This window comes from Haladaptatus sp. SPP-AMP-3, from assembly GCF_049568665.1.
Taxonomy (GTDB): Archaea; Halobacteriota; Halobacteria; order Halobacteriales; family Haladaptataceae; genus Haladaptatus; species Haladaptatus paucihalophilus.
The window spans coordinates 557790-577410 of sequence record NZ_CP145897.1 but is presented as its reverse complement, the minus strand read 5'-3'; the positions used below and the strand labels follow the sequence as shown (position 1 = coordinate 577410).

General features: G+C 61.0%; 24 protein-coding genes and 2 tRNA genes. 10 read left to right on the top strand and 16 right to left on the bottom strand.

What is annotated here, in order from left to right; all coding sequences use genetic code 11:
- Window positions 1-5: 5 nt before the first annotated feature.
- From V5735_RS03460 to V5735_RS03435, 6 genes are read left to right on the top strand one after another with little or no spacing between them, the layout of a single operon-like run.
- The gene (locus tag V5735_RS03460) at window positions 6-245 is read left to right on the top strand and encodes a hypothetical protein (RefSeq protein ID WP_423745096.1); all 240 of its coding nucleotides are present in this window, start codon (window positions 6-8) and stop codon (window positions 243-245) included.
- Between the two features lie 15 nt (window positions 246-260).
- The gene (locus V5735_RS03455; RefSeq protein WP_423745095.1) at window positions 261-497 is read left to right on the top strand and encodes a hypothetical protein; all 237 of its coding nucleotides are present in this window, start codon (window positions 261-263) and stop codon (window positions 495-497) included.
- On the top strand, window positions 497-3031 hold the full coding sequence (locus V5735_RS03450; protein WP_423745094.1) for a LamG domain-containing protein: 2535 nt from the start codon (window positions 497-499) through the stop codon (window positions 3029-3031). Before V5735_RS03455 ends, V5735_RS03450 begins: the two co-directional genes overlap by 1 nt.
- Complete coding sequence (locus V5735_RS03445; protein ID WP_423745093.1) at window positions 3031-3411, top strand: hypothetical protein; 381 nt, start codon at window positions 3031-3033, stop codon at window positions 3409-3411. Before V5735_RS03450 ends, V5735_RS03445 begins: the two co-directional genes overlap by 1 nt.
- Complete coding sequence (locus V5735_RS03440; protein ID WP_423745092.1) at window positions 3408-3983, top strand: hypothetical protein; 576 nt, start codon at window positions 3408-3410, stop codon at window positions 3981-3983. Before V5735_RS03445 ends, V5735_RS03440 begins: the two co-directional genes overlap by 4 nt.
- Window positions 3983-4549, top strand: coding sequence for a hypothetical protein (locus V5735_RS03435; RefSeq protein ID WP_423745091.1), 567 nt, complete (start codon window positions 3983-3985; stop codon window positions 4547-4549). Before V5735_RS03440 ends, V5735_RS03435 begins: the two co-directional genes overlap by 1 nt.
- A gap of 14 nt (window positions 4550-4563) precedes the next feature.
- Here V5735_RS03435 and V5735_RS03430 read toward each other — a convergent pair whose 3' ends face one another.
- The 8 genes from V5735_RS03430 to V5735_RS03395 all read right to left on the bottom strand — a co-directional run bounded on the left by V5735_RS03430 (window position 4564) and on the right by V5735_RS03395 (window position 9992).
- Complete coding sequence (locus V5735_RS03430; RefSeq protein WP_423745090.1) at window positions 4564-4986, bottom strand: winged helix-turn-helix transcriptional regulator; 423 nt, start codon at window positions 4984-4986, stop codon at window positions 4564-4566.
- Window positions 4987-5457: 471 nt separating this feature from the next.
- Entirely contained in the window at window positions 5458-7086 is a 1629-nt protein-coding gene (locus V5735_RS03425) for a hypothetical protein (RefSeq protein WP_423745089.1), read from the bottom strand.
- Window positions 7083-7520, bottom strand: coding sequence for a hypothetical protein (locus V5735_RS03420; protein WP_423745088.1), 438 nt, complete (start codon window positions 7518-7520; stop codon window positions 7083-7085). Before V5735_RS03420 ends, V5735_RS03425 begins: the two co-directional genes overlap by 4 nt.
- Window positions 7517-7990: a hypothetical protein gene (locus V5735_RS03415; RefSeq protein ID WP_423745087.1), complete on the bottom strand. Its 474-nt coding sequence runs from the start codon at window positions 7988-7990 to the stop codon at window positions 7517-7519. The genes V5735_RS03420 and V5735_RS03415 overlap by 4 nt, the downstream gene beginning before the upstream one ends.
- 214 nt (window positions 7991-8204) lie before the next feature.
- Window positions 8205-8471, bottom strand: coding sequence for a DUF7563 family protein (locus tag V5735_RS03410; RefSeq protein WP_423745086.1), 267 nt, complete (start codon window positions 8469-8471; stop codon window positions 8205-8207).
- Between the two features lie 92 nt (window positions 8472-8563).
- Window positions 8564-8738: transfer RNA gene (locus tag V5735_RS03405), tRNA-Trp, on the bottom strand.
- Window positions 8739-8781: 43 nt separating this feature from the next.
- Complete coding sequence (locus V5735_RS03400) at window positions 8782-9006, bottom strand: DUF5795 family protein (protein ID WP_423745085.1); 225 nt, start codon at window positions 9004-9006, stop codon at window positions 8782-8784.
- A 74-nt stretch (window positions 9007-9080) separates the two neighbouring features.
- On the bottom strand, window positions 9081-9992 hold the full coding sequence (locus tag V5735_RS03395) for a DUF5794 domain-containing protein (protein WP_423745084.1): 912 nt from the start codon (window positions 9990-9992) through the stop codon (window positions 9081-9083).
- A 464-nt stretch (window positions 9993-10456) separates the two neighbouring features.
- Here V5735_RS03395 and guaB point away from each other — a divergent pair, with 464 nt between their 5' ends.
- Together guaB and V5735_RS03385 are read left to right on the top strand one after the other, a co-directional pair.
- A complete protein-coding gene (guaB, locus tag V5735_RS03390; protein WP_423745083.1) occupies window positions 10457-11950 on the top strand; it encodes an IMP dehydrogenase in 1494 nt (497 codons plus the stop codon).
- Between the two features lie 88 nt (window positions 11951-12038).
- A complete protein-coding gene (locus tag V5735_RS03385) occupies window positions 12039-12167 on the top strand; it encodes a hypothetical protein (protein WP_423745082.1) in 129 nt (42 codons plus the stop codon).
- 217 nt (window positions 12168-12384) lie between these two features.
- Here the strand turns inward: V5735_RS03385 and V5735_RS03380 are convergent.
- The 3 genes from V5735_RS03380 to V5735_RS03370 all read right to left on the bottom strand — a co-directional run bounded on the left by V5735_RS03380 (window position 12385) and on the right by V5735_RS03370 (window position 14366).
- Window positions 12385-12458: transfer RNA gene (locus tag V5735_RS03380), tRNA-Lys, on the bottom strand.
- Window positions 12459-12561: 103 nt separating this feature from the next.
- Window positions 12562-13332 (bottom strand): ABC transporter permease, encoded by a 771-nt coding sequence (locus V5735_RS03375; protein ID WP_423745081.1) that lies wholly within the window; start codon window positions 13330-13332, stop codon window positions 12562-12564.
- Window positions 13329-14366, bottom strand: a complete 1038-nt coding sequence (locus V5735_RS03370; protein WP_423745080.1) for an ABC transporter ATP-binding protein — start codon at window positions 14364-14366, stop codon at window positions 13329-13331. The genes V5735_RS03375 and V5735_RS03370 overlap by 4 nt, the downstream gene beginning before the upstream one ends.
- Window positions 14367-14514: 148 nt before the next feature.
- Between V5735_RS03370 and V5735_RS03365 the strand changes: the two genes are divergently transcribed.
- Window positions 14515-15960 (top strand): DHH family phosphoesterase, encoded by a 1446-nt coding sequence (locus V5735_RS03365; RefSeq protein WP_007979089.1) that lies wholly within the window; start codon window positions 14515-14517, stop codon window positions 15958-15960.
- Here the strand turns inward: V5735_RS03365 and V5735_RS03360 are convergent.
- From V5735_RS03360 to dps, 5 genes are all read right to left on the bottom strand, one after another.
- Window positions 15957-16250, bottom strand: a complete 294-nt coding sequence (locus tag V5735_RS03360) for a PRC-barrel domain-containing protein (RefSeq protein ID WP_007979088.1) — start codon at window positions 16248-16250, stop codon at window positions 15957-15959. The two genes, V5735_RS03365 and V5735_RS03360, sit on opposite strands and share 4 nt — an antisense overlap.
- 26 nt (window positions 16251-16276) lie before the next feature.
- The gene (locus V5735_RS03355) at window positions 16277-17410 is read right to left on the bottom strand and encodes a pyridoxal phosphate-dependent aminotransferase (protein WP_423745079.1); all 1134 of its coding nucleotides are present in this window, start codon (window positions 17408-17410) and stop codon (window positions 16277-16279) included.
- Between the two features lie 66 nt (window positions 17411-17476).
- Entirely contained in the window at window positions 17477-17911 is a 435-nt protein-coding gene (locus tag V5735_RS03350; RefSeq protein ID WP_423745078.1) for a DCC1-like thiol-disulfide oxidoreductase family protein, read from the bottom strand.
- A gap of 105 nt (window positions 17912-18016) precedes the next feature.
- Window positions 18017-18379 (bottom strand): 2Fe-2S iron-sulfur cluster-binding protein, encoded by a 363-nt coding sequence (locus V5735_RS03345; RefSeq protein ID WP_423745077.1) that lies wholly within the window; start codon window positions 18377-18379, stop codon window positions 18017-18019.
- Window positions 18380-18429: 50 nt separating this feature from the next.
- The gene (gene dps / locus V5735_RS03340; protein ID WP_423745076.1) at window positions 18430-19056 is read right to left on the bottom strand and encodes a DNA protection during starvation protein; all 627 of its coding nucleotides are present in this window, start codon (window positions 19054-19056) and stop codon (window positions 18430-18432) included.
- A 426-nt stretch (window positions 19057-19482) separates the two neighbouring features.
- On the opposite strand from dps, the gene V5735_RS03335 reads away from it, so the two are divergent.
- Complete coding sequence (locus tag V5735_RS03335) at window positions 19483-19617, top strand: DUF7503 family protein (RefSeq protein ID WP_256388563.1); 135 nt, start codon at window positions 19483-19485, stop codon at window positions 19615-19617.
- Window positions 19618-19621: the final 4 nt, after the last annotated feature.

Below are 19621 nucleotides of genomic sequence, written 5' to 3'. Positions count from 1 at the left end.
GAACGATGCAGGACAACCTCTTCGACCGACTCAGTGACACGCGAGGCCGGGTACAGTACGTCGATGTCGTGATGGCGTTCGCCACGCTCATTGCGTTCATCGCGGTGGCGCCGTGGGTGTACACGGCCATCCAGATGGGAACGAACGTGGTGGATCCGTTGAGTGCGACGCTCCTCCAGCTTATCCTGCCGTTGTTCGTCATTGCGATGATCATCAGCCTCGGTATCTCGGCGAGAACTAACTAATAATTCAGTCAAATCATGACCAGAGACAACTCAGATGTCCGTGGCCGCCTGACACCCGTCGATGTCGTCTACTACGGCGTTGCGGTCTTGCTCCTCGGTTTCTTGGCGAAACCGATGTATCTCGTAATGAACGACAACGGCGGTGAACTCGGGACGGGGACGGCGTACCTGTTCCAGCTTGTCTTCCCAGCGATGGTGGTGACGGTGCTCGTCGTCGTGTACGTCACGGGAGCCAGTGGAGGTGCGAAGTGATGCGGCGTCGAGCTATCGTACTGTTCGCAATATTCGGCGTCTATCTCGTCACCAGTGTTGTGCCGGTCGGTGCGGCCACAACCGCTGATTTGGCCGTCGGGAGTGAACACACGACGGATAGTGACTTTTCGAATGCCGAGACGTTGCAGAATGTATCGGTATCCGGGACGGGGGAAGCCGCGTCCGTTGCTCTTGATTCAATCGGAGGGGGCGTTAGCAGATGGAGCTTTGACGGGGACGCGACGGACGCGTGGGCAAATAACGACGGGTCCGTCTCGGGGGGAAGTTATTCGACTGGGGTAGATGGACAGGCGATTTCCCTTAGTGGCGCGGATAAAGTCACCGTCGCTGATAGTGGTTCACTGGACGTTTCCGATATTACATTCAGCACCTGGATAAAATGGGACGGAACCACGCCGCAGTTATACGACCCGGTGGTCGCGGACAAATACGGTTCGTACCAAGTCGCGATTGACTCCAAAAACGGCAACAGTCAACTCCGCTGGCGCGTGTGGGTGGGCGGAACCAAGTACGACATTCTGTCACCCAACTCGGTTCCCGCTGATACATGGGTACACTACATGGGTACCTACGACGGTTCGCGCATGGTACTCTATAGGGATGGATCACAGGTTGGGTCAAACTCATCGCCAAGCGGGGCGATCGACTCATCGGCGAACGGACTGACCTTCGGACAGGATTTCAATGGAGATAACGGATACTCCGGATCGATTGATGTTTCGCGTATTTATTCGGACGCGAAATCCGGTGCTATAGCTGCCCAATTACATTCGAATCCCGGGACAGACATCGCGTTAGACTACGGAACGTACGTGTCGGCGAATCATAGCGTCTCGGACGCAAAGGAGATGTTTGCAAATCTCACGCTGTCAAATGCCTCAGCGACGGTCAGGGGCGAGGGATGGACGGGCGCACAGTGGCAACCCGTCACGTCAACAAGCTATAGCACAAGCGGGAACCGGACCCTCGACATAAGCGGGACGAGTTACGAGACGTGGCGTGTCAATGTCTCGTTCGTCAAAACTGGAGGTAATCCGACCGCGGAATTGCACGACGAAGGAATCCTCGTTGGAACGCAGCCGTCCAGCATCGACAACAATTCGCTCTCTCCGAACACGACGAGCTCCCCCGTCGATAGTCTCCCCGTCACGCTCTCGGCGACCGTCTCCGACCCAGACTTCGTGAACGGCGATGCGGCGACGGTCCACTGGTTCATCGACGGCACCGAACGCGGGACAACAACAGCCACGAGTAACGGAACCACCACGTTCACCGTCAGCGACAGTCTCGCGGGGGGAAATCACTTCTGGCACCTCGAGGTGACGGATCAGTACGGCCATCGAACGACGTCGGCGACCGCCCAGTTCGTGACCCCCGCGAAACTGCGCATCTTCAACGAGACCGCGCCATCCACCCTCGTCGATAGCGCCACAGTCGAAGTTCGGATGCTTACGAACGAGACCGGCGCGGTCGAAGTCTTCAAACGAAATACCTCGGATGGAGTCATCAACATGACTGGGCTCCCCGCCGACAAGCCCTTCATCGTCGTGGCCGAGGCCGACGGCTACTACAACCGCCGGATTTTCGTCCCCTCCCTCTACGAGACGCAATCCATCTACTTGCTTCCAGAGACGGAGACGGTTTCGGACACCATCTTCTCCATCGACGACTACACCGGGAATTATCCGAGCGACGATACGGTCTTGCTCGTCCAGCGACCCCTCAACGGCAATTACAAAACCGTCCTCGGGGACTACTTCGGAGCCACGGGAGAGTTCCCCGCCGAGCTCGCGTACAACACCCGTCATCGTCTCGTTCTGTACAACGTGAAGACCGGCGAGAAGCGCATCGTCGGGACGTACACTCCCCTCACGTCAAGCACGCAAACTGTCATCGTCACGCCAAAGGGGGTGACGACGCTTGAAGACGAGCCCCCGAGCGTGGTGCTCCATCCGCAAGTGCATCGCCTCCCCGCCCTCGATGGCACGGACATTTCCGTCACCGTCCGAGAGGGAGACCAGACAGTCACGAACTGGAACGTGACCGCCTCCCTCCAGAACGACAGCTCCACGACCACGGTGTGGATTGCATCCGACACGAGCCCGGGGACGCTCTCGAAGAGCCTTGACCTCAATGGTCACCACGCATCGACGCTCGTGGTGAACGTGACGTGGACAACGAGCGGTGGACAGAGTGCAACCAAAACCTACAGAATATCACTCAGTGAAGCCATCGGGAACGACCAGAGCCTGTTGGAGGGCCTCGCGGGGCTCGCGGCGCTGTCGCCTGCTGGAGGGGCGCGCACCGCGTTCACCGGTTTCCTCGCCATGCTCGTGACCGTCCTCGTCGTCGCGTCGGTCGGGAGCATTCAGCCGAGCGGGGAGATCGCCGGGCTCGCGGGAGTGCTCACGCTCACCGGATTCAGCGTCATCGGCTTCGGGGTGACGTACGACTTGGTGTTCGTGACCGCGGTTGGGTTCCTTTCATTTGCCGCGATTCGGAGGGGTCTCTAATGGCGGTACGAGCCTCACAGATCGTGATGATTTACTTCGTCATGGGAGCGGTGATGTTCGGCGGCGGTGCCGTCAGCTACGACAATTCCGGGGTGACGCAGTTCTTTATCAAGAAGGGTCCGAACGGCGTAAGCCCCGCAAACGCCCCCGAGCAGAAGCTGGACGGCGTGTCGGGCGTCATCACCAATCTCATCGGTGCATTCGGCGGTCCGGCGATACTGGTCTGGAACCTGTTCGTTGGCCTGCTGGCATGGATTCACTGGCCCGTTTTCGTGCTGCTGGATAACGAAGCGCCGCCACGCGTGACCATCTTACTCGGCGGGACGCTCGTCGTGGCGTTCTACATGGCCGTCATCAGGTTGGTGAAAAGTTCAGCATGACCCGACACGCACACTCGGAAAGCGCGTCTCGACGCGAACAGCACGTGGACAAAGACACGCGGTCAACGCGGACGTGTACCGTGCATCTACTGGTTGGACTGCTCGCGGTGCTCGCGGTGATTGCAGTCCCCGTCGGAGATTCCGGCGTCGCACGTGCGCAAACGACCAATACGACCGTCAACACGACCGCGCTGAACGACACCGCGCCGTACTACGAAAACCAAACCGCCGTCCGGAACCGGAGTTCGTGGTTCCCGAACGGGAGTACGGTGAGTCTCGACACGCTCGGCCAAATGAGTCTCCGGCTCGGGTCGTTCGTCATCGGCACAGGCGACCAGATCCCCGGCGGAACAACCTACGCGGGCACCATCATCACGGGGATACTCATGGTGGCCGTCTTCCTCGGGGCGATCTCGTACACCAACCTCGGCAGTACGGGCGGCGTCGTCGTCGCCGCAACCATCGGCTACGGGATGACGAGTATCGGTCTCGCCCCGCCGTGGCTCAAGATCGTCCTCCTCATGATCATCGGTTCGATTGCGGCAGTCGCGGCACTCCGGGTGACGAGGTAATGCCGGGAAACTCTCCTCTCGGACCGGTAAATCCGAACATCGGACCGGGACATCCGACCATCGAGCAGGGACCGCGATGGCTCGTCGATTTCTACTACACCCCGCCCTGGTGGGTGAATCCGAGCCTCAAAGTACTCGGATTGATCGTTGCGGCCGTCGTCGCCTATCTGCTCTATCGACGTGGCTACGAGATTACTACGGACCAGCAACGGACGATGTTGCAGGTGGCGGCGACCGTTGTCGGCGTGATTACGGGCGTCCTCGCGATGACGAACTACGTCAGCCAGCCATACGGGGTCGATGTCAGTGTCGGCTTCCTCGCGGGCTACGGCATCGTATCGCTCCTCGCCAACGTGCGCCTGCCGCTTCCTGTCGAAGGGGCGACGAAGCGACTCGGAGTCGGGTGGATTGCCCTCGCATGGTGCGGCATCTTCCTCCCGTGGCTGGCGCGGATGCACGGGAAGGGGACATTGCCGGGAACGACGCGATGGTATCTCGTCGTGCTGGGGTTAGCGATGGCGTGGTATAATCTCTACTTCGTCAGAAAATTTCTGAAGGATGGGTAGGGCGCACTCAACAACTACGCACCAGCACGCTTCGACGAGACACCCTCATCGGAGTTGAGTTCGAGTTCAACTGCGATCTCGTCGTACCACACAACCGGGCGCTTCGACCGGCCGTCTGCTTCAAAGCGAACGAGTCCCAACTGCTCTAACTCCTCCAGATTATCGTGAACTTGCCGGACATCTCGACCAACCAACCGCGCTGTCTCGCGGATACTCGCCGGGCTGTTGCGGGCAATCGTCCGGAGCAACTCCAGATTTTTCGGCCGCGTTACCCGATGCAAATTTTCCACATCGTTGTACACGCGCTCAAAGAACGGCTCAGGGGACTCGCCTTGATCGAGCGCATCCAACGTTTCGGTAACGTGGTCGAGATTGCTCTCCTGAAATCGGATGTGCATGATTCGCGGATCGGTGGGGTCATCCCCAGTGTTCGCCATGATTCTGAACCTCCTGTTGTTACTCACCACTACAGAAAAAGGGTGTTGTTTGGTACCACAACAAAGAAAGAATAGCCTCGGTCGCAGTCAGCGATGGTCACTCACGCGGACCACCGTGTCCGTTTGCACCCGCTCCTCAGCAGTGCGAGCAATTGACCAATTCCATGTACGACCAATATTTCGTCGGGAAGGTGCTCGATTCCGACTGAGCGGCCCCACCTCCCGTTCCGCTGTTCCGCTGTTTCTGCGGAGGCGGAGGGTATTTTCTTTGGTGGGTGCCCTTAGGCACACCCCGTAAGGGGATGTTCCCGTTGGATGGGAACGACCCGCCATGCGGACGGCTCGCGACAGACTCAACGCACCGGAATCTCCGACAATTCTGGTAGGACAGTCAACACGAACGGACGATCTATGGGAAAATACTACCGCAAAATGAGGATACGAACAGCGTTGCCACTCAGCTGTCGGGCGTCAGCGGTTCATGTCTGCCAACCCTCCGATGATACGTCTCTCATAGCTGTTTCCTGTGTTGTACTCGATAATCGCGCCGTTGAGTGATTCGTCGAAGTCGGATTTCGCCCAACAGACCTCCAAATAGTTCAGCACGTCGTCGAGGAACGCACCGGATCCACTCTTGTAACGCGACAGCACGGCCTCGATCTTGATGTGGACGCGCTCGCCCGGCATCGTCCCATCGTTCACGATTTCGGCAGCGTAGGTGTTGAGCCACTTCTGAAACGCCGAACCCTTCTCCTTCAACTGGGCTGGGTCCATACCGAGTAATCGAGCAGCGCTGTCGGCCGCGGCCTCTACCGTGTCTTCGACACGCTCGAAGAGCGCGGTCAGCTCCTGCCGGACCTTCTTCGACCGCCACCGGACGACGCCGTTATCGCTTTCGAGCAGCGCATCGCAACGCTTGAGCGTCCGGTAGAGCGTCGATATCGAGGAGTCGGCTTCCGCAACGACCTTGCCGTAATGCATCGCTCCGCCGTCAGTCATCGCTTCGAGGTGAGCAACGTCAGCGTCCGTCATTTCGCGGAGCTGTCGGACGAGCAGCGCTTCCTGACTGGCTTCGAGCTGTGGCGTCGGGTCGTCGTAGAGGCGAAGCGACGCACCTTCGTACGCCGTCGCGTCGAAGTGGTCGTCCGGGACGAACGTGGTGTGGTCCGGATTCGTCGGGACTCGACTCCAGTACAGCAGGTTGACTATCGTCTCGTCGAGTTCTCGCTGTAAGTCGTCGAGGTCGTGCCAGCGAACCGTCGAACCGTGGAGACTCTTCCGGAAGAGCACCCCGAACTTCGGATGATACGTCGGATCCGTCTCTTCGACGCTCTCGGGATTCTTCAGGAGATAGCTCTTCACCTGTTTCCCACGATTCCCAGTCGGGAGCACCTTCGCTGCGGACCGCTGGAGCGGTAGCTTGTGCATCTTCCCAACGACGTCCTCGTTGTCGATGTCGAGACTGTACTTGACGCCCTTCTCGTCGAGCAGCAAGTGGTGGAGCTTCTGAAGCACGCCACCAGTACCGATGACCTTCTGCATCATCGACCGGCGAAGCCGGACGTAGCGCTCGTACTCGTCAACGTTCGATGTCTCGTGAATGAACTCCGGAGCGAAGTAGTCGGGATTGATACGCTCGCCGACGTCGGCGGCAAGTCGCTGGACGACTATCGGGAGCAGGTGTGCGAACTCGTCGTGTTCGAGGTTACTACCTTGGATTCGAACGTTGACGCCTTCGTCCGGAAGGTGACCCCGGTCGAACGGTGTGTTGATTCTCGTTCCGTCCGGTGTTCGCATCTTCGCGTAACGAGGGCGAATATGGTAGTCTGCTTTGCGCTCACCGTCGCCCGACAGGTGAACCTTCGGTTCGTAGAGCGTCTCGCTACCGATGTCGTCGGACGGTCGCGCGGCGATTCCGCCGGAATTGTACGAGAATCGGACGTCCCAGCGTTCACCGTCGATTTCGTAGGTGAGTTCGTCGGTGTAGCCGTCATATTCGTTGATCAAGAGCGAGGCGAGCGCCCAGTAGGGTGACAGCCCGTGTTCGACGAAGTTCAAATTCGCTTTGAACTCGTGGGGCGCACTGGCGACGTGCGTCACTGCGATGCACCTCCCTCAGCGCGCAATCGGTGGAGTTTCTCGATTGCCGTCAGTTGGTCTTCGTCGCCCGCGGTCTCCTCCGTTCTCGAAGCACGCTCGTATCGCTTTCGAGCTCGTTCGCGAAGCTCCTCGCGAGTGAAACTCGGAAGTTCACGCTCGCCGTTCTCTTCCAGATACGCTTTGCGCTCTTCGAGAAGCGAGATGATGTTGTCGCGCGGCCCTCGGTCGAGCTTTCGCTCGACGGCGATCCACGCGTTGACGACTTCGAGGTAGCAGATACCTCGGATGCGAGCAACGACCAGCGACTGGATCGTCTCGTCGGTGTGACTCGCGCCGTATTCGACGAGGGCGTGGTCGAGGAACCGCGCCGGGTTCTCGCCGACGTCCTCTTTCAGTCGACGTTGCCACTCGGGAATCTCCCCGCGAGGATTCATCGCTGAACTTCCTCTCGGGCAAAGATGCGGCTCCAAGCGAGCTGGGCGTAGGTCGCTCTGCCGTCTGGTTCGATCCACGACGAAACGAGTTCATCGACCAGCGTCGCCGGGATGACCTTCATCGCGATGACGGTCCGATCAGGCGTCGGTTCGCAGACAGCGAACAGGTAGACGCCCGCGTCGTCGAGCAGCTTCTCGTGTTGCCCTCGACGGAGATAGAACCGCCCGCGCGATTGGTTCGCGCCGTAGACGACTATCGTACTCTTAATCTCGACGACGACGTGCTTCTCCAGCAGACAGATGCCACTGAAAGCGAGTTTCGAACTCGGTTCGACGAGAGTGCTGGCTCGAGCATCGTAGTGTTCGGCCTCGGTGTCCGGGACATGGACGAGTTCCGGAACGAGATCGAGTACAGCCGACGCCGCGGTTTCACCGCCACGCTTCGAGGAGACGGTGAGATCGGTGCTCACGCCGACGCACCTCCTTCGGCCCTGTCTTCGCAGTCGTAGGCCCAGATGAAGCCGGTCGAAGCGGAGGAAAGTACGCCGCTAACCGGGTCCTCTTCGACTTCGCCGGTCCGGCCACACCTTGGACACGTAACAGCGTAGTACGTCGTCGAACACCATCGACGGCGTTCCCCGGTCGCTTTGGCGGCGACGTCGCAGCGAGCACAGATGAGGGTGCTCACTGTGAGACACCTCCGTCGATGACTTTCTCACGAAGTTGCTTGCCGCCTCTCCGCTCGGTGTGGGTCTGCGGGTCGGGATGTTCGACGTCCCGCCCTTGGGCGGACCCGCGCATGATGCGAGCCCACGAATCGCACTCCGGGCACCGCTTCGCTCGGTTCTCTTCGGTACCGTAGGTTCGGCGGAAGCTGGTAGTGACGTGAGCGTCGCAGTAATCGCAGGTAGTCCGCTCGGAGGGTGCTGCGGATGGGAGCCGGACTACCATCCGGTCGTCACCTCCGAGAATATGGACCCGTAGCTAACGGGTTTACCTGTAGTTAGTGGTCCTAAAAAGCTTAGTAAGGCTTTTTTACAGCATGGGGTCGGAGGGATTTGAACCCCCGATCGACTGATATCTCCGGTGCGCCTCGGAACTCCAGAGGGTCGTCAACGCGGGCGATGATCAGTCACCCGCTCGGTATATCAGCTGGAGTTTCGTCCCGGGCGCGTAGCCTCTGGAGTCAGTCGCCATCCCTGGCTTGGCCACGACCCCGCGAACTGTGATTGGTCGAAATGACCTAAAGGGGTTTCGATTTCTACTCCTCCCGCGTCCCCCAATCGCAGTCCTGGCATTTATAACCCGTAACGAACGCCGTCACGCTCGGCATGTACCCGACCGAGAGCACGTCGCCGCCGCACTCGGGGCACTCGCGCTCTGCATCCCGAATGCTGTCGGCTTCCATCACGGTGTCGTCTTCAACCAGTTCGGCCAGCCGCTTCGGCGTGACCATTCGCCCTTGCACGACGCGATTGTCCGGCATATCAGAACCACGGCGACGGAGCGGGAAAAACGTTACAGCCGCGAATCGAGAAAAGGGGAAAATCGAACCGCGGCTTACAGCCACGGACGGCGTTCGTCGCCGTCCTCCTCGCCCGGGTAGCCGTACGCCGCCGAGGAGTCCTCGCCCTCGGTGAGTTCGGCGTTCTCGCCGCCATCCGTCACCGCGGTGCCGTCGGCGGGTGTCGATTCTGCCGGGACGTCTGCCGATGCGTTCGCGTGCGCGTCGTCGAGGTCGTCCGGGACGTGTTCGCCGGGGTCGAGCGCCAGCATGCTGGTGACCGCGAGGACGGCCAGCGGGGCGCGACCCGGTGCGAAGCCGAGTATCGACAGTGGCAGGACGCCCAGCGCGACCGCGCTGCCGAAGCGGAAGCGGTCGATGTCAACGATGCCGCGGAGCCATGGCGAAGTGAGTGCGATGGCGAGCGCGAACGCGACGCCCGTACCGGCCGCCGCGACGGCGGGGAGGATTTGGGTCGCTTCGATAGCCTTCACCTCGAAGCCCGATGGTTGCAGGCTGGCGAGCAGGCCGAAACCGATGATGACGCCGGGGCTCGGCAGAACCTCGCCGATGCGCGCACTCGCGGTCTTCGCCGCGATTGCGGCGATGACCAGCGCGGCGAAGCGCTCGAAGGTCTCCATCTTCAACGCGCTCGCGATGGTCGGCGCGAACGCGGCCTCGATGCCAGCGATGGCGATGAGGACGACGCCGACCGCGAGGACGGACGTGGCCTGCTCACGCGGGGTGCCGTCCATCTCGGCGAGGATGACCGCGACGGTCGCGCTGCCGCCGAAGACGAGCAGGCCGACCTGGATGATGCCGACCGGCGAACTCAGCGCTCCGGCAAGAACCATCGCGGGGAAGATGCCGTCCACGAGGGGAAGTCCCATGACGGTCGCCAGCAGCTTCGTCGCGCCGCCTACTTGCCGCTCAAGGCGATAGGCGACTGGGTGTTGGGAGCTGCTCATCGACTAGTGACTATAACCCTGACCCGTGGGCGAAGGGTGATGGTACCTGCGGTGCGACCGGTGATGCGAATTCGGTCGAAGATTCCCCGCAAGCGGTTTTCCTACCAGTGTTGTGCACAGTTTTGCAAAGATTGCAATCGGAGCGAAAGAGTCGCCGCTCGTCCGACCTGCAATACGCTGTGCCATGAGACTGGTAGAGTCCATATTTACGAATATTGTCGTTTGTTGCTTAAGTGTTGTGTGACAGATGCCCCCATGCAACGCGAAATAGACACGAAAACTGCCGACACGCCTTTCCTTTTTTGTCAAATGCACTCATTCGCCAACTGTTCCTAAGTGGCAATATATGCCACTTTCGGCCGATGACGCGCGAATGGACACATGCGTGTATAAAATCCAACGCTTACCACGTCAGTCAAGCACAATCTCGCAACGTTTTTCAGTAACCGCTTCGTTCGGATTACATGGCGAAAGATTCTCACCACGACGGGCCGTTTTCCGAGAAACTCCGCGTACCGGAGGCACTCACCTTCGACGACGTACTTTTGCGCCCGAAGGAGAGCCGCGTCGAACCGGACGACGCCGACGTGAAATCGCGCGTTTCGAAGAACGTCGAACTCAACATGCCGGTCCTCTCCGCCGCGATGGACACCGTTACGGAAAGCGAGATGGCCATCGAGATGGCCCGACAGGGCGGTCTCGGGGTCCTCCATCGAAACATGGAGGTCGATACGATGGTCGACGAGATAGAACGCGTCAAACGCGCCGACGAACTCATCATCCGCGACGTCGTGACCGCGAATCCCGAACAGACCGTCCGAGAAGTGGACGGCATGATGGCGCGGCAAGGAGTCAGCGGCGCGCCCGTCGTCGACGACGACGACGAAGTGCTCGGCATCATTTCGGGCACCGACATCCGACCCTACCTCGAAGTCGGTGACAAGGACGAAGTGCGCGAAGCGATGACGGACGAGGTAATCACCGCGACGGAATCCGTGACCGCCCGGGAAGCCCTCGAACTGATGTACGAGCACAAAATCGAGCGCGTCCCCATCGTGGACGAGGAAAACCACCTCACCGGACTCGTCACGATGCAGGGCGTCCTCCAGCGCCGCGAGTACGGCGAGGCGGTCCGCGACGAAGACGGTCACCTCCGCGTGGGCGTCGCCGTCGGTCCGTTCGAAACCGACCGCGCAGTCGCCGCTGACAAGGCGGGTGCCGACGTGCTCTTCATCGACTGCGCCCACGCGCACAACCTGAACGTCATCGACGGCGCGCGAGAAATCAAGGAATCCGTGGACGCCGACGTCGTCGTCGGCAACATCGGCACGCGCGAAGCGGCGGAGGACATCGTTGACTTCGCCGACGGCCTCAAGGTCGGTATCGGCCCCGGAAGCATCTGCACGACCCGCGTCGTGAGCGGGTCCGGCATGCCCCAAATCACCGCCATCTCGCAAGTGGCCGACGTGGCGACCCAACACGACGTTCCCGTCATCGCCGACGGCGGCATCCGATACTCCGGCGACGCCATCAAGTCCATCGCGGCGGGCGCGGACGCGGTGATGCTCGGATCGTACTTCGCGGGAACCGACGAGGCCCCCGGCCGCGTCATCACCATCGAGGGCAAGAAGTACAAGCAGTACCGCGGCATGGGCAGCGTCGGCGCGATGAAGAGCGGCGACGGCAGCCGCTACCTCAAGGACGACCCGCAGGACGAAGACGAGTACGTCCCCGAGGGCGTCGAGGCGGCCAAACCGTACAAAGGAACCCTCGAAAGCGAACTCCACCAGCTCGTCGGCGGCATGCAGTCCGGCATGGGCTACGTCGGCGCGGAGACGATTCCGGCGTTCAAGGAACGCTCCGAGTTCGTCCGCATCTCGCCTGCCGGACAGCAGGAGAGCCACGCCCACGACGTGATGATCACCGACGAAGCGCCGAACTACAGCCCCGGTGAATAGTCGCGTTTCGTCTCTGTGAGTGGTCATCGGCCGACATTTTTCCACTATTTTCCGTCTCCATAGATTCCAAACTGGCCAGCGTTCGCAAGTGAGCGGTTCGGAGAACTCGAACGAAGCGATTCACCGTGAGCGAATCGAGGCGCTCCGCGCCTCGAAGAGCGAGCGGACCGAGGAATCCCCAACGGAGCGACTGAAAGGCGCGACGGAAGTGGGATGACGACGTGCTTTTCATCAACGTTTTGCCAGGGAACGAACTGCGAGCCGATGGCTCGCAACTTCGTGAGTGCAGCAAAAGGTTGCACGGGCCGGGCGCGATTTGAACTACGCCCAGACGTTCCGGGTCGCTCACGTCCATTCGCTTCCCGGGCATGCGACTGGTCTACTTCAAATCGCTAGTGCCGTTTTGCCACTCACGAAGTAGTTCGTGGCAAAAACGGGCCGGGCGCGATTTGAACACGCGACCGTCTGATTAAGAGTCAGACGCTCTGCCTAACTGAGCTACCGGCCCAACGCATTCGGAAAAAGTCGGGTGGGACGTAAATACGTTTCCTTTCGGACTGCGGTCTTCGGGTTTGGCCGAGAAACGAACGACCCCGAGTGACCCGATGGTGTCAGTAATCACCGAGAACGCCGAGTTTCCGCGCGCGGCGCTGACAGAGGGTGAACGCCGCGTAGCCGACGGCGGTGTACACCACGGCGACGCCGACCAGAATGCCGAGGTCGGTCGGGTCGATGTTCCAGAGGGTCGTTCCGTTCTGCATCGACTGACGGAGCAGGTAGCTCCCGAGCGAGAGCGGGAGGAACTTCGCCAGGGGTACGTCCGTCACGGGTGCCGAGAGCAGGCCGATGAAGACGAACTGCATCAACTGGAAGGCCGCGCTGATTCGTTTGTAGAGCAGCGCGAGGCCGCCCAACGCGAACCCGAGTCCGATGGCCGACGCGATGGTCAGAATTCCGAGCGGGATGACGGTCACGAAGTCGATGATGAGCGTCTCGCCCGTCGTCACCAGCATCAACACGAGGATGAGACTTCCCCACACGAAACTCCACAGCAGGTTGACCACGGTCTGAATCGTGATGACGCGCCCGATTCCGAACGGCGTCATGTACAGCTGTTCGAGCGTCCCCCACTGCGCTTCCTGCGTCATCGTCTGTGCCAGACTGGAGAACGCTATTTGCGTCATGGTGAACAGGAAAAAGCCGACGATGATGCCGCCGAGCGAGTCGTTCAGGGATCGACCGGCGACCGCTTGCCCGCCGAAGAAGATGAGCAAGAAGAGGATGTAGATGGTGCCGATTTGTGCGACCGTGTTGACGATATAGCGTTTGAGCAGGATGTACGACTTGATGAAGTTGCCGCGAAAGAGGACGTAGTTGCTCATTCGCTCCCCTCGAGCATGTTCTCTCCGTCGTCCCCGGTTATCGTGAGGAACACCTCTTCGAGGTCGGATTCGTTCGACGAGACGGATTCGATGGCGACACCGCCGTCGCGGAGGATATCCACGACGTCGTACAGTCGTCGTGGCGTTTCGACGGCGACCGTGAACTCGGTGCGGTTGTCGGACGTCTTCCACCGGCTGGTTTCGTGGGTCTCCTCGACGGTTTCCCGGTGGGAATCCGGCAGGCGACCTTCGAGAACGACCCGATAGGTCCGCGTATCGAACAGGTCCGTGAGCGCGTCCACGGGACGGTCGACGACGATGTTGCCCTCGTTCATGATGATAACGCGGTCGCACAAGCTCTGTACGACGTCCATGTTGTGACTGCTGACGACGATGGTTCGGTCGTGTTCGTCGACGAGCGTGCGCAAGTCGCGCTGGAGGTCGCGGGCCGCCTCCACGTCGAGCCCGAGCGTCGGTTCGTCCATGAAGACGACCGGCGTATCGCGCGCCAAGGAGATGGCGAGCGAGACTTTCTGTTTCATCCCGCGCGAGAGGTCCTTGACGACCTCGTTCGCCTTGTCGGTGAGCCGCAACTGCTCCAACAACTCGTCGTGTTGGTCTCGAACCGTCTTCGGGTGGATTCCCTGTAGACTGGCGAAGTAGTCGAGGTTTTCCCGCACCGTCAGCCGCCAGTACGCGTTTCGATTGCCTTCGAGAACCGCGCTGACGTTCTCGTACGCGCCCCGGTAATCGTCGTGAACGTCGACGCCGTTGATGCGAACCGACCCGTCCGTCGGAATCAGCAATCCGAGCGTGGACTTGATGGTCGTCGTCTTCCCCGCCCCGTTCGGTCCGAGTAGCCCCACGATGGTGCCGGACTCGATGTCGAACGAGACGTCATCGACGGCGGTGATGGCGTCACCGTCCCGCGTCGAATACTTCTTTGTCAGATTTTCCACACTCACGGCGGTATCGTCCGTGGCCGAATCGGACGGCGAAGGAGTGTGGTCAGTGTCCATTTCGAGCGTGCCCATTAGTACCAAAGAGGTTTAGTGACGTTACTTTTGAAAGTTTCGATGGTGAATACGATTCTCCCGACGAGTGATTAAAACAGTGCATCGGGCTGGTTTCAGCGGCGCTCCGGGAGGATTAAGTACCGGCCGGGGCTACGGCCCAATAGTAATGAGCGCCGGGATAACTATCTCCTCGATGTCTACGTACGCCATTCTCGGTTGTGGGAGCGTCGGCTACGCCGTCGCCGAGGAACTCGTTGCACAGGGGAAGGAAGTTCTCATCGTCGATAGGGACACCGACCGCGTTGAGGCGCTCCGTGATCAGGATTTGAACGCGCAGGGGGGAGACATCCGCGAGGAATCGGTCGCCGAAGAGGTCGGCGACCGCGACGTCGTGCTCATCCTCTCCTCGGACGTCGCCGCGAACAAGGAAGCCGTCTCGAACCTGCAGGCGCGCGGCGGCGAGCGGTTCACCGTCGTCCGAGCGAGCGACCCGGTGTCGGCCGACGAACTCACCGAGATGGGGGCCGACGTGGTTATCAACCCCTCGTCGGTTATCGCCAACTCCGCGCTTCGGTCGCTCGAAGCGGGCGAGTTGGAGTACAAGGCGCGACAACTGTCCGGCGTCATCGAGGACACGTCGAAAAAGCTCGCGGTGCTCACGCACGACAACCCGGACCCCGACTCCATCGCCAGCGCCGCCGCGCTCCAGACCATCGCCGAAAGCCTCGGCGTCGAAGCGGACATCCTCTACCACGGCGAAATCGGGCATCAGGAGAACCGCGCATTCGTCAACCTGCTCGGCATCGAACTCCTTCAACGCGACGAGGTCGACGTCGAGAGCTACGACACGTTCGCCCTCGTGGACCACATGCGGGCGACACAACCCGAACTCGACCACCCGGTCGATATTCTCATCGACCACTACGAACCCGATTCGGAGTACGAGGCGGAGTTCTCCGACGTTCGCCCGAACGTCAGTTCCACCTCGACCATCATGACGAAGTACGTACAGGAGTTCGACATCAACCTCAGCGAGGAGGTCGCCACGGCGCTCCTGTACGGCATCCGGGCGGAAACGCTCGACTTCAAGCGCGACACCACGCCCGCCGACCTCACCGCGGCGGCCTACCTGTATCCCTTCGCCAACCACGACACGCTCGAACAGGTCGAGTCGCCGTCGATGTCGCCCGAGACGCTCGACGTGCTCGCGGAGGCCATCACGAACCGCGAAGTACAGGGCAGCCATCTCGTCAGCAACGCGGGCTTCATCCGCGACCGCGACGCGCTGACGCAGGCTGCACAGCACCTCCTCAACCTCGAAGGCATCACGACGTCCGCCGTCTTCGGTATCGCCGACGACACCATCTACCTCGCCGCTCGGTCGAAGGATATCAGGATGAACATCGGTAACGTCCTGCAGGACGCCTTCGACAACATCGGCGAAGCCGCCGGTCACTCCACGCAGGCCAGCGCGGAGATTCCGCTCGGCATCTTCACCGGCATCGAGACGAACGAGGACAACCGCGATACGCTCCTCTCGCTCACCGAGGAAGCCGTCAAAAAGAAACTGTTCGACGCGATGGGTGTGGATGGAGAAACGAACGGAAATTAGACGACCGCTTCTTCTTCGCCGTCTTCGGATTGCTTCAGTCGTTCCACGACGTCGTTGACGAGGATGACGTCGCCGACCGCGCGTACCCACCGGTACGGGATGATGACGCCGCGTCCGCCCTGAATCCGCTTGCCGAACAGTTCGTCGTTGATGCCGCCGAGTGCGAGGCCGGTTACGGCGATTTCGTTCAGGTCGAGTCGAACGTCGTCGACCTCTCCAACGAAGACGCCGTTGTTGGAGTACACCTCGCGGCCGACGAGCGTGGTGATTTCCTCTGGGGTTCCGTCCATATGAACGTGGATGGTATGCGCGGGCCTTAACTCTTGGCAGATACCGTATCGAGGACATCTCCGAACGCGTCCAGTCCCTCCTTCACCGTCGCCGTATCGAGGCCGAGACTCAAGCGGAAACGGTCGCTATCGTCGAAAAAGCGGCCCGGAACGACGAGGATGTCCTCCTCCCACGCGGCCGCCGAAACCTCGTCGCCGTCGGCCGACTCGTGGGCGAAGAAACCGTAGGTACAGCCCGATGGAACGTCCCCGGAGAGGTCGTCGCGCTCGGCGACGAACGACGCGAGGAGTTCCCGGTTGGCCTCGATTCGCTCCCGCGAACCGTCCGCGAGGTTGGATTCGGCGTACAGCGCACGGCGGGTGAGGGCCATCCCGGGTGCCGAAATCGCCGGAACGTGAAACATGACCGACCGCGCACGCGAGACGAACTCGGCGTCGGCGACGAGCCATCCCACCCGAACCGGCCCGAATCCGAGGAACTTGGTCATCGAGTTCGTGACGACCGTGTTCGGGAGGTCGGCGGCGGTCGGGCCGCCGAACACGGTGGCCTCGCCGTCCGCACAGAAGGGTGCGTACACCTCGTCGACGAGGAGGGTCGCGGCGTTGTCGGCGGCGATGCGGCTCGCCTCGGCGAGCGTCCTCCGACTCGCCCCGCGTCCGCTCGGGTTGTGACGGTTCGTGACGACGACACAGCACGTCGCCTCGTCCATCGCCGCCTCGATTCGTCCGGGGTCGAGTTCGTACCCGTCCTCTTCCGGTCGTCGAAACCGGTCCACCGTGGCACCGAGGCCGTCGGGCGTCGCCACCAGCGGTTCGTAGCCCGGTTTTTCCACCAGCACTCGGGGGTCCCGACGCTCGTCGTCCGCCTCGTCTGTCTCCTCGTCCGCGTTCGCGTCGCCGATCGCCGCCGCCATGGCGACGAAGTTGGCGTGGGTCGCCCCGGCCGTGACGAGGACGTTCTCCGTCCCCACGTCGTAGGCGTCGGCGATGATGGTTTCGAGTTCGAGGTCGTCCGGCGGAGACGGAAGGGCTTCGAGTTCGGGCGGGACGATGCCGTCCGGTTCCGGGACCGCCCGCCGAAGGTCGCTCGACCCGAGGTCGTGGGTCGCGGCCTCGGGACGACCGATAATCCACTCGAGATAGTCGATATGCGGGAACATGGCGGGGGCTACGAGTACGAGGGTCTTAACGTTCGGGAAGGGTGCAAAGCGCGTCGCGGAAGGGAATCAGTCGGTTCGTATCACGTGCGACATCGACCTCGCGTTCGCCGACAGCGAGTCGAACCGGTCGCGGGCGTCTTCGGCCATCGAATGGACCCCGTGGTAGGGGTCGGGGTCGCCGTCCACCCCGGTAACCGTTCGGATGGCGTCCGCGATGGACTCGTAGTTGTCGCCGACGATATCGCCGACCAGCGTCGGCACGCCCGCCCGCTCACAGAGTTCGCGGGCCGCGTCCCGCCCCACGTACACCCGTTCCTCCTCGCGTTCCGCGAGCACCAGCGCGAACGGCGTCTCGTCGAACTGAGCTTCGAGGAACGACTGGGCGGCGGCGTCGTCCCACGGAACCGCGCCCACGCCGCGAACCCGTCGGAGTGCGGACGCGGCGGCCGAGCAGAACGGACAGTCGCCGTCGAAGACGAGCACAGCGCGATAGTCGGTCATGCGATTCGGCGTACGTGATTTTCGCGGAAAAGCGTTCTCGCACCGGGAAAGATGGAATCGAAGGGAAGCCGAGCGAACGAGGAGAGCCGCGAGCGCGTTCGTCCCTCACCGCTTCGAGCGTCCGGGCGGTTGGTCGTGTTCGGCCCGAACGTCGAGCATCTCCTCGTACTGGCAGGCTTCGAACGCGAGGTCCGAACGCGGTTTCGCGGTGCACGGCAGAATCATGTCTTCCTCACAGTCCTCCTCGTAGTAGCGCCGGGCGTCCGACTGGTCCACGTCGCCGGAGAGCAGTTCGGCGGCACAGGTCGTACACCAACCCTGCTGGCAGTCGGCGGGGAGCCACACGCCGCTCTCCCGCGCGGCGGCGAGGAGGTATTCGTCCTCGGGAACGTCGATTTCGACCGTTTCGCCCGCCTGCTCCACGTCGCACCCTTCGGGGACCTCGATTTCGACGGTGTAGGAACTCACGGGAACACTTACGAGCGAAGAAAAATGTGGGTGTCGGCCTTCGATGATCCCTACGCCGACTCGTTGAAACGGTGGTTCTTGGAGTACGGCGCGTCGCCGGGTTGGTCCCGGACGAAGTGACCGGCCGGGTTAACTTCGTCGTCGCGTTCCATCGAGAGCAGTTCGATGAACCACGCCTCGTGGTCGATTTCTTCCTGCAGAATTCGACTGGCCATGTCGTACGTCCGCGGGTCACAGCCCTGGGTCATGTCACAGACTTCTGACCACGTTCGAATCGCACACCGCTCGGCTTCGAGAAGGACTTCGAGGATATTCTCGGCCGTCGGGTCGTCCGGCAGTTCGGCGTGCGGACAGCTCGCGCGGTCCATGAAGTCGCCGATATCCACGGGGATGTGGCCGCCGAGTTCGTACACCCGCGGCATCACGAGCTCGAAGTGAGCGCGGTCTTCGAGACGCGCGTCCTCGGTTATTTCCTTGTAGTCCTCGTGACCCGCGAGGTGGGTGCGGAGATTGGTGTAGTAGTAGTACGTGGAGAACTCCGCCCCGATGGCGTCGACGAGCGTCTCACGAATCGCTTCCGGGTCCCCACCCCGCTCCCGAATGACCTGCATGCCGACTCGGTCGCTCGTGTCGCCCGGTGATACGCTTCCGGCACCGTGTTTCCTGTCGTCTGACATAGTTTCTGACCTCCTCATAGCACATGATTTCAGTTTCCTTAAAATTTTCTCCTGAATACTGGCCAAAGTTTTCAAGTAAGAAAAATCATTTTGCATGTTATTGGTTTCGGCGGAGTTTCCCACCTCGGGACGTTACCGACCGGTAGTGGGAAGTGGAACGAAGAAATGTACGCGCTGAACGGTCTCCACCTCGATTACGGACGGCGACGAATGCACCCGTAATCGGTAATTACTCAAGAGGATAGTTCGCATTGAACCATACACTTCCCGGTGGGCGTCCGGTCGACGTGAATAACCGCTCACTTCCGAGAGCAATGTCCCCATACCGTCTGCTTTCTCTTGGGGCGAAACGGGAAATTCCAATTTATTTCCTATAATTATCATTTAGAAAAAGCTATTCTCGGTCGGTCCCTCCGGACTGATGCGATGTCCGAAAGTAATGACACGTTAACGACGTACCTCGCAGAGAACCCACGAATGATCGGCGTGCTGTTCGCCATCTGCCTGCTGCTCACGCAGACCGGTAACGTGGCGGCGGCGGCGGGCGGAACGATCCGATAATCAC

Excerpts from the sequence above, each read along its gene's own strand:
- dps (WP_423745076.1), bottom strand. The coding sequence starts at position 19,056 with ATGTCAGACGACAGGAAACACGGTGCCGGAAGCGTATCACCGGGCGAC.
- V5735_RS03420 (WP_423745088.1), bottom strand. The coding sequence starts at position 7,520 with ATGAATCCTCGCGGGGAGATTCCCGAGTGGCAACGTCGACTGAAAGAG.
- V5735_RS03395 (WP_423745084.1), bottom strand. The coding sequence starts at position 9,992 with ATGAGCAGCTCCCAACACCCAGTCGCCTATCGCCTTGAGCGGCAAGTA.
- V5735_RS03355 (WP_423745079.1), bottom strand. The coding sequence starts at position 17,410 with ATGTTCCCGCATATCGACTATCTCGAGTGGATTATCGGTCGTCCCGAG.
- V5735_RS03350 (WP_423745078.1), bottom strand. The coding sequence starts at position 17,911 with ATGACCGACTATCGCGCTGTGCTCGTCTTCGACGGCGACTGTCCGTTC.
- V5735_RS03455 (WP_423745095.1), top strand. The coding sequence starts at position 261 with ATGACCAGAGACAACTCAGATGTCCGTGGCCGCCTGACACCCGTCGAT.
- guaB (WP_423745083.1), top strand. The coding sequence starts at position 10,457 with ATGGCGAAAGATTCTCACCACGACGGGCCGTTTTCCGAGAAACTCCGC.
- V5735_RS03360 (WP_007979088.1), bottom strand. The coding sequence starts at position 16,250 with ATGGACGGAACCCCAGAGGAAATCACCACGCTCGTCGGCCGCGAGGTG.
- V5735_RS03335 (WP_256388563.1), top strand. The coding sequence starts at position 19,483 with ATGTCCGAAAGTAATGACACGTTAACGACGTACCTCGCAGAGAACCCA.
- V5735_RS03460 (WP_423745096.1), top strand. The coding sequence starts at position 6 with ATGCAGGACAACCTCTTCGACCGACTCAGTGACACGCGAGGCCGGGTA.
- V5735_RS03370 (WP_423745080.1), bottom strand. The coding sequence starts at position 14,366 with ATGGGCACGCTCGAAATGGACACTGACCACACTCCTTCGCCGTCCGAT.
- V5735_RS03410 (WP_423745086.1), bottom strand. The coding sequence starts at position 8,471 with ATGGTAGTCCGGCTCCCATCCGCAGCACCCTCCGAGCGGACTACCTGC.
- V5735_RS03365 (WP_007979089.1), top strand. The coding sequence starts at position 14,515 with ATGAGCGCCGGGATAACTATCTCCTCGATGTCTACGTACGCCATTCTC.
- V5735_RS03400 (WP_423745085.1), bottom strand. The coding sequence starts at position 9,006 with ATGCCGGACAATCGCGTCGTGCAAGGGCGAATGGTCACGCCGAAGCGG.
- V5735_RS03440 (WP_423745092.1), top strand. The coding sequence starts at position 3,408 with ATGACCCGACACGCACACTCGGAAAGCGCGTCTCGACGCGAACAGCAC.
- V5735_RS03435 (WP_423745091.1), top strand. The coding sequence starts at position 3,983 with ATGCCGGGAAACTCTCCTCTCGGACCGGTAAATCCGAACATCGGACCG.
- V5735_RS03430 (WP_423745090.1), bottom strand. The coding sequence starts at position 4,986 with ATGGCGAACACTGGGGATGACCCCACCGATCCGCGAATCATGCACATC.
- V5735_RS03445 (WP_423745093.1), top strand. The coding sequence starts at position 3,031 with ATGGCGGTACGAGCCTCACAGATCGTGATGATTTACTTCGTCATGGGA.
- V5735_RS03450 (WP_423745094.1), top strand. The coding sequence starts at position 497 with ATGCGGCGTCGAGCTATCGTACTGTTCGCAATATTCGGCGTCTATCTC.
- V5735_RS03375 (WP_423745081.1), bottom strand. The coding sequence starts at position 13,332 with ATGAGCAACTACGTCCTCTTTCGCGGCAACTTCATCAAGTCGTACATC.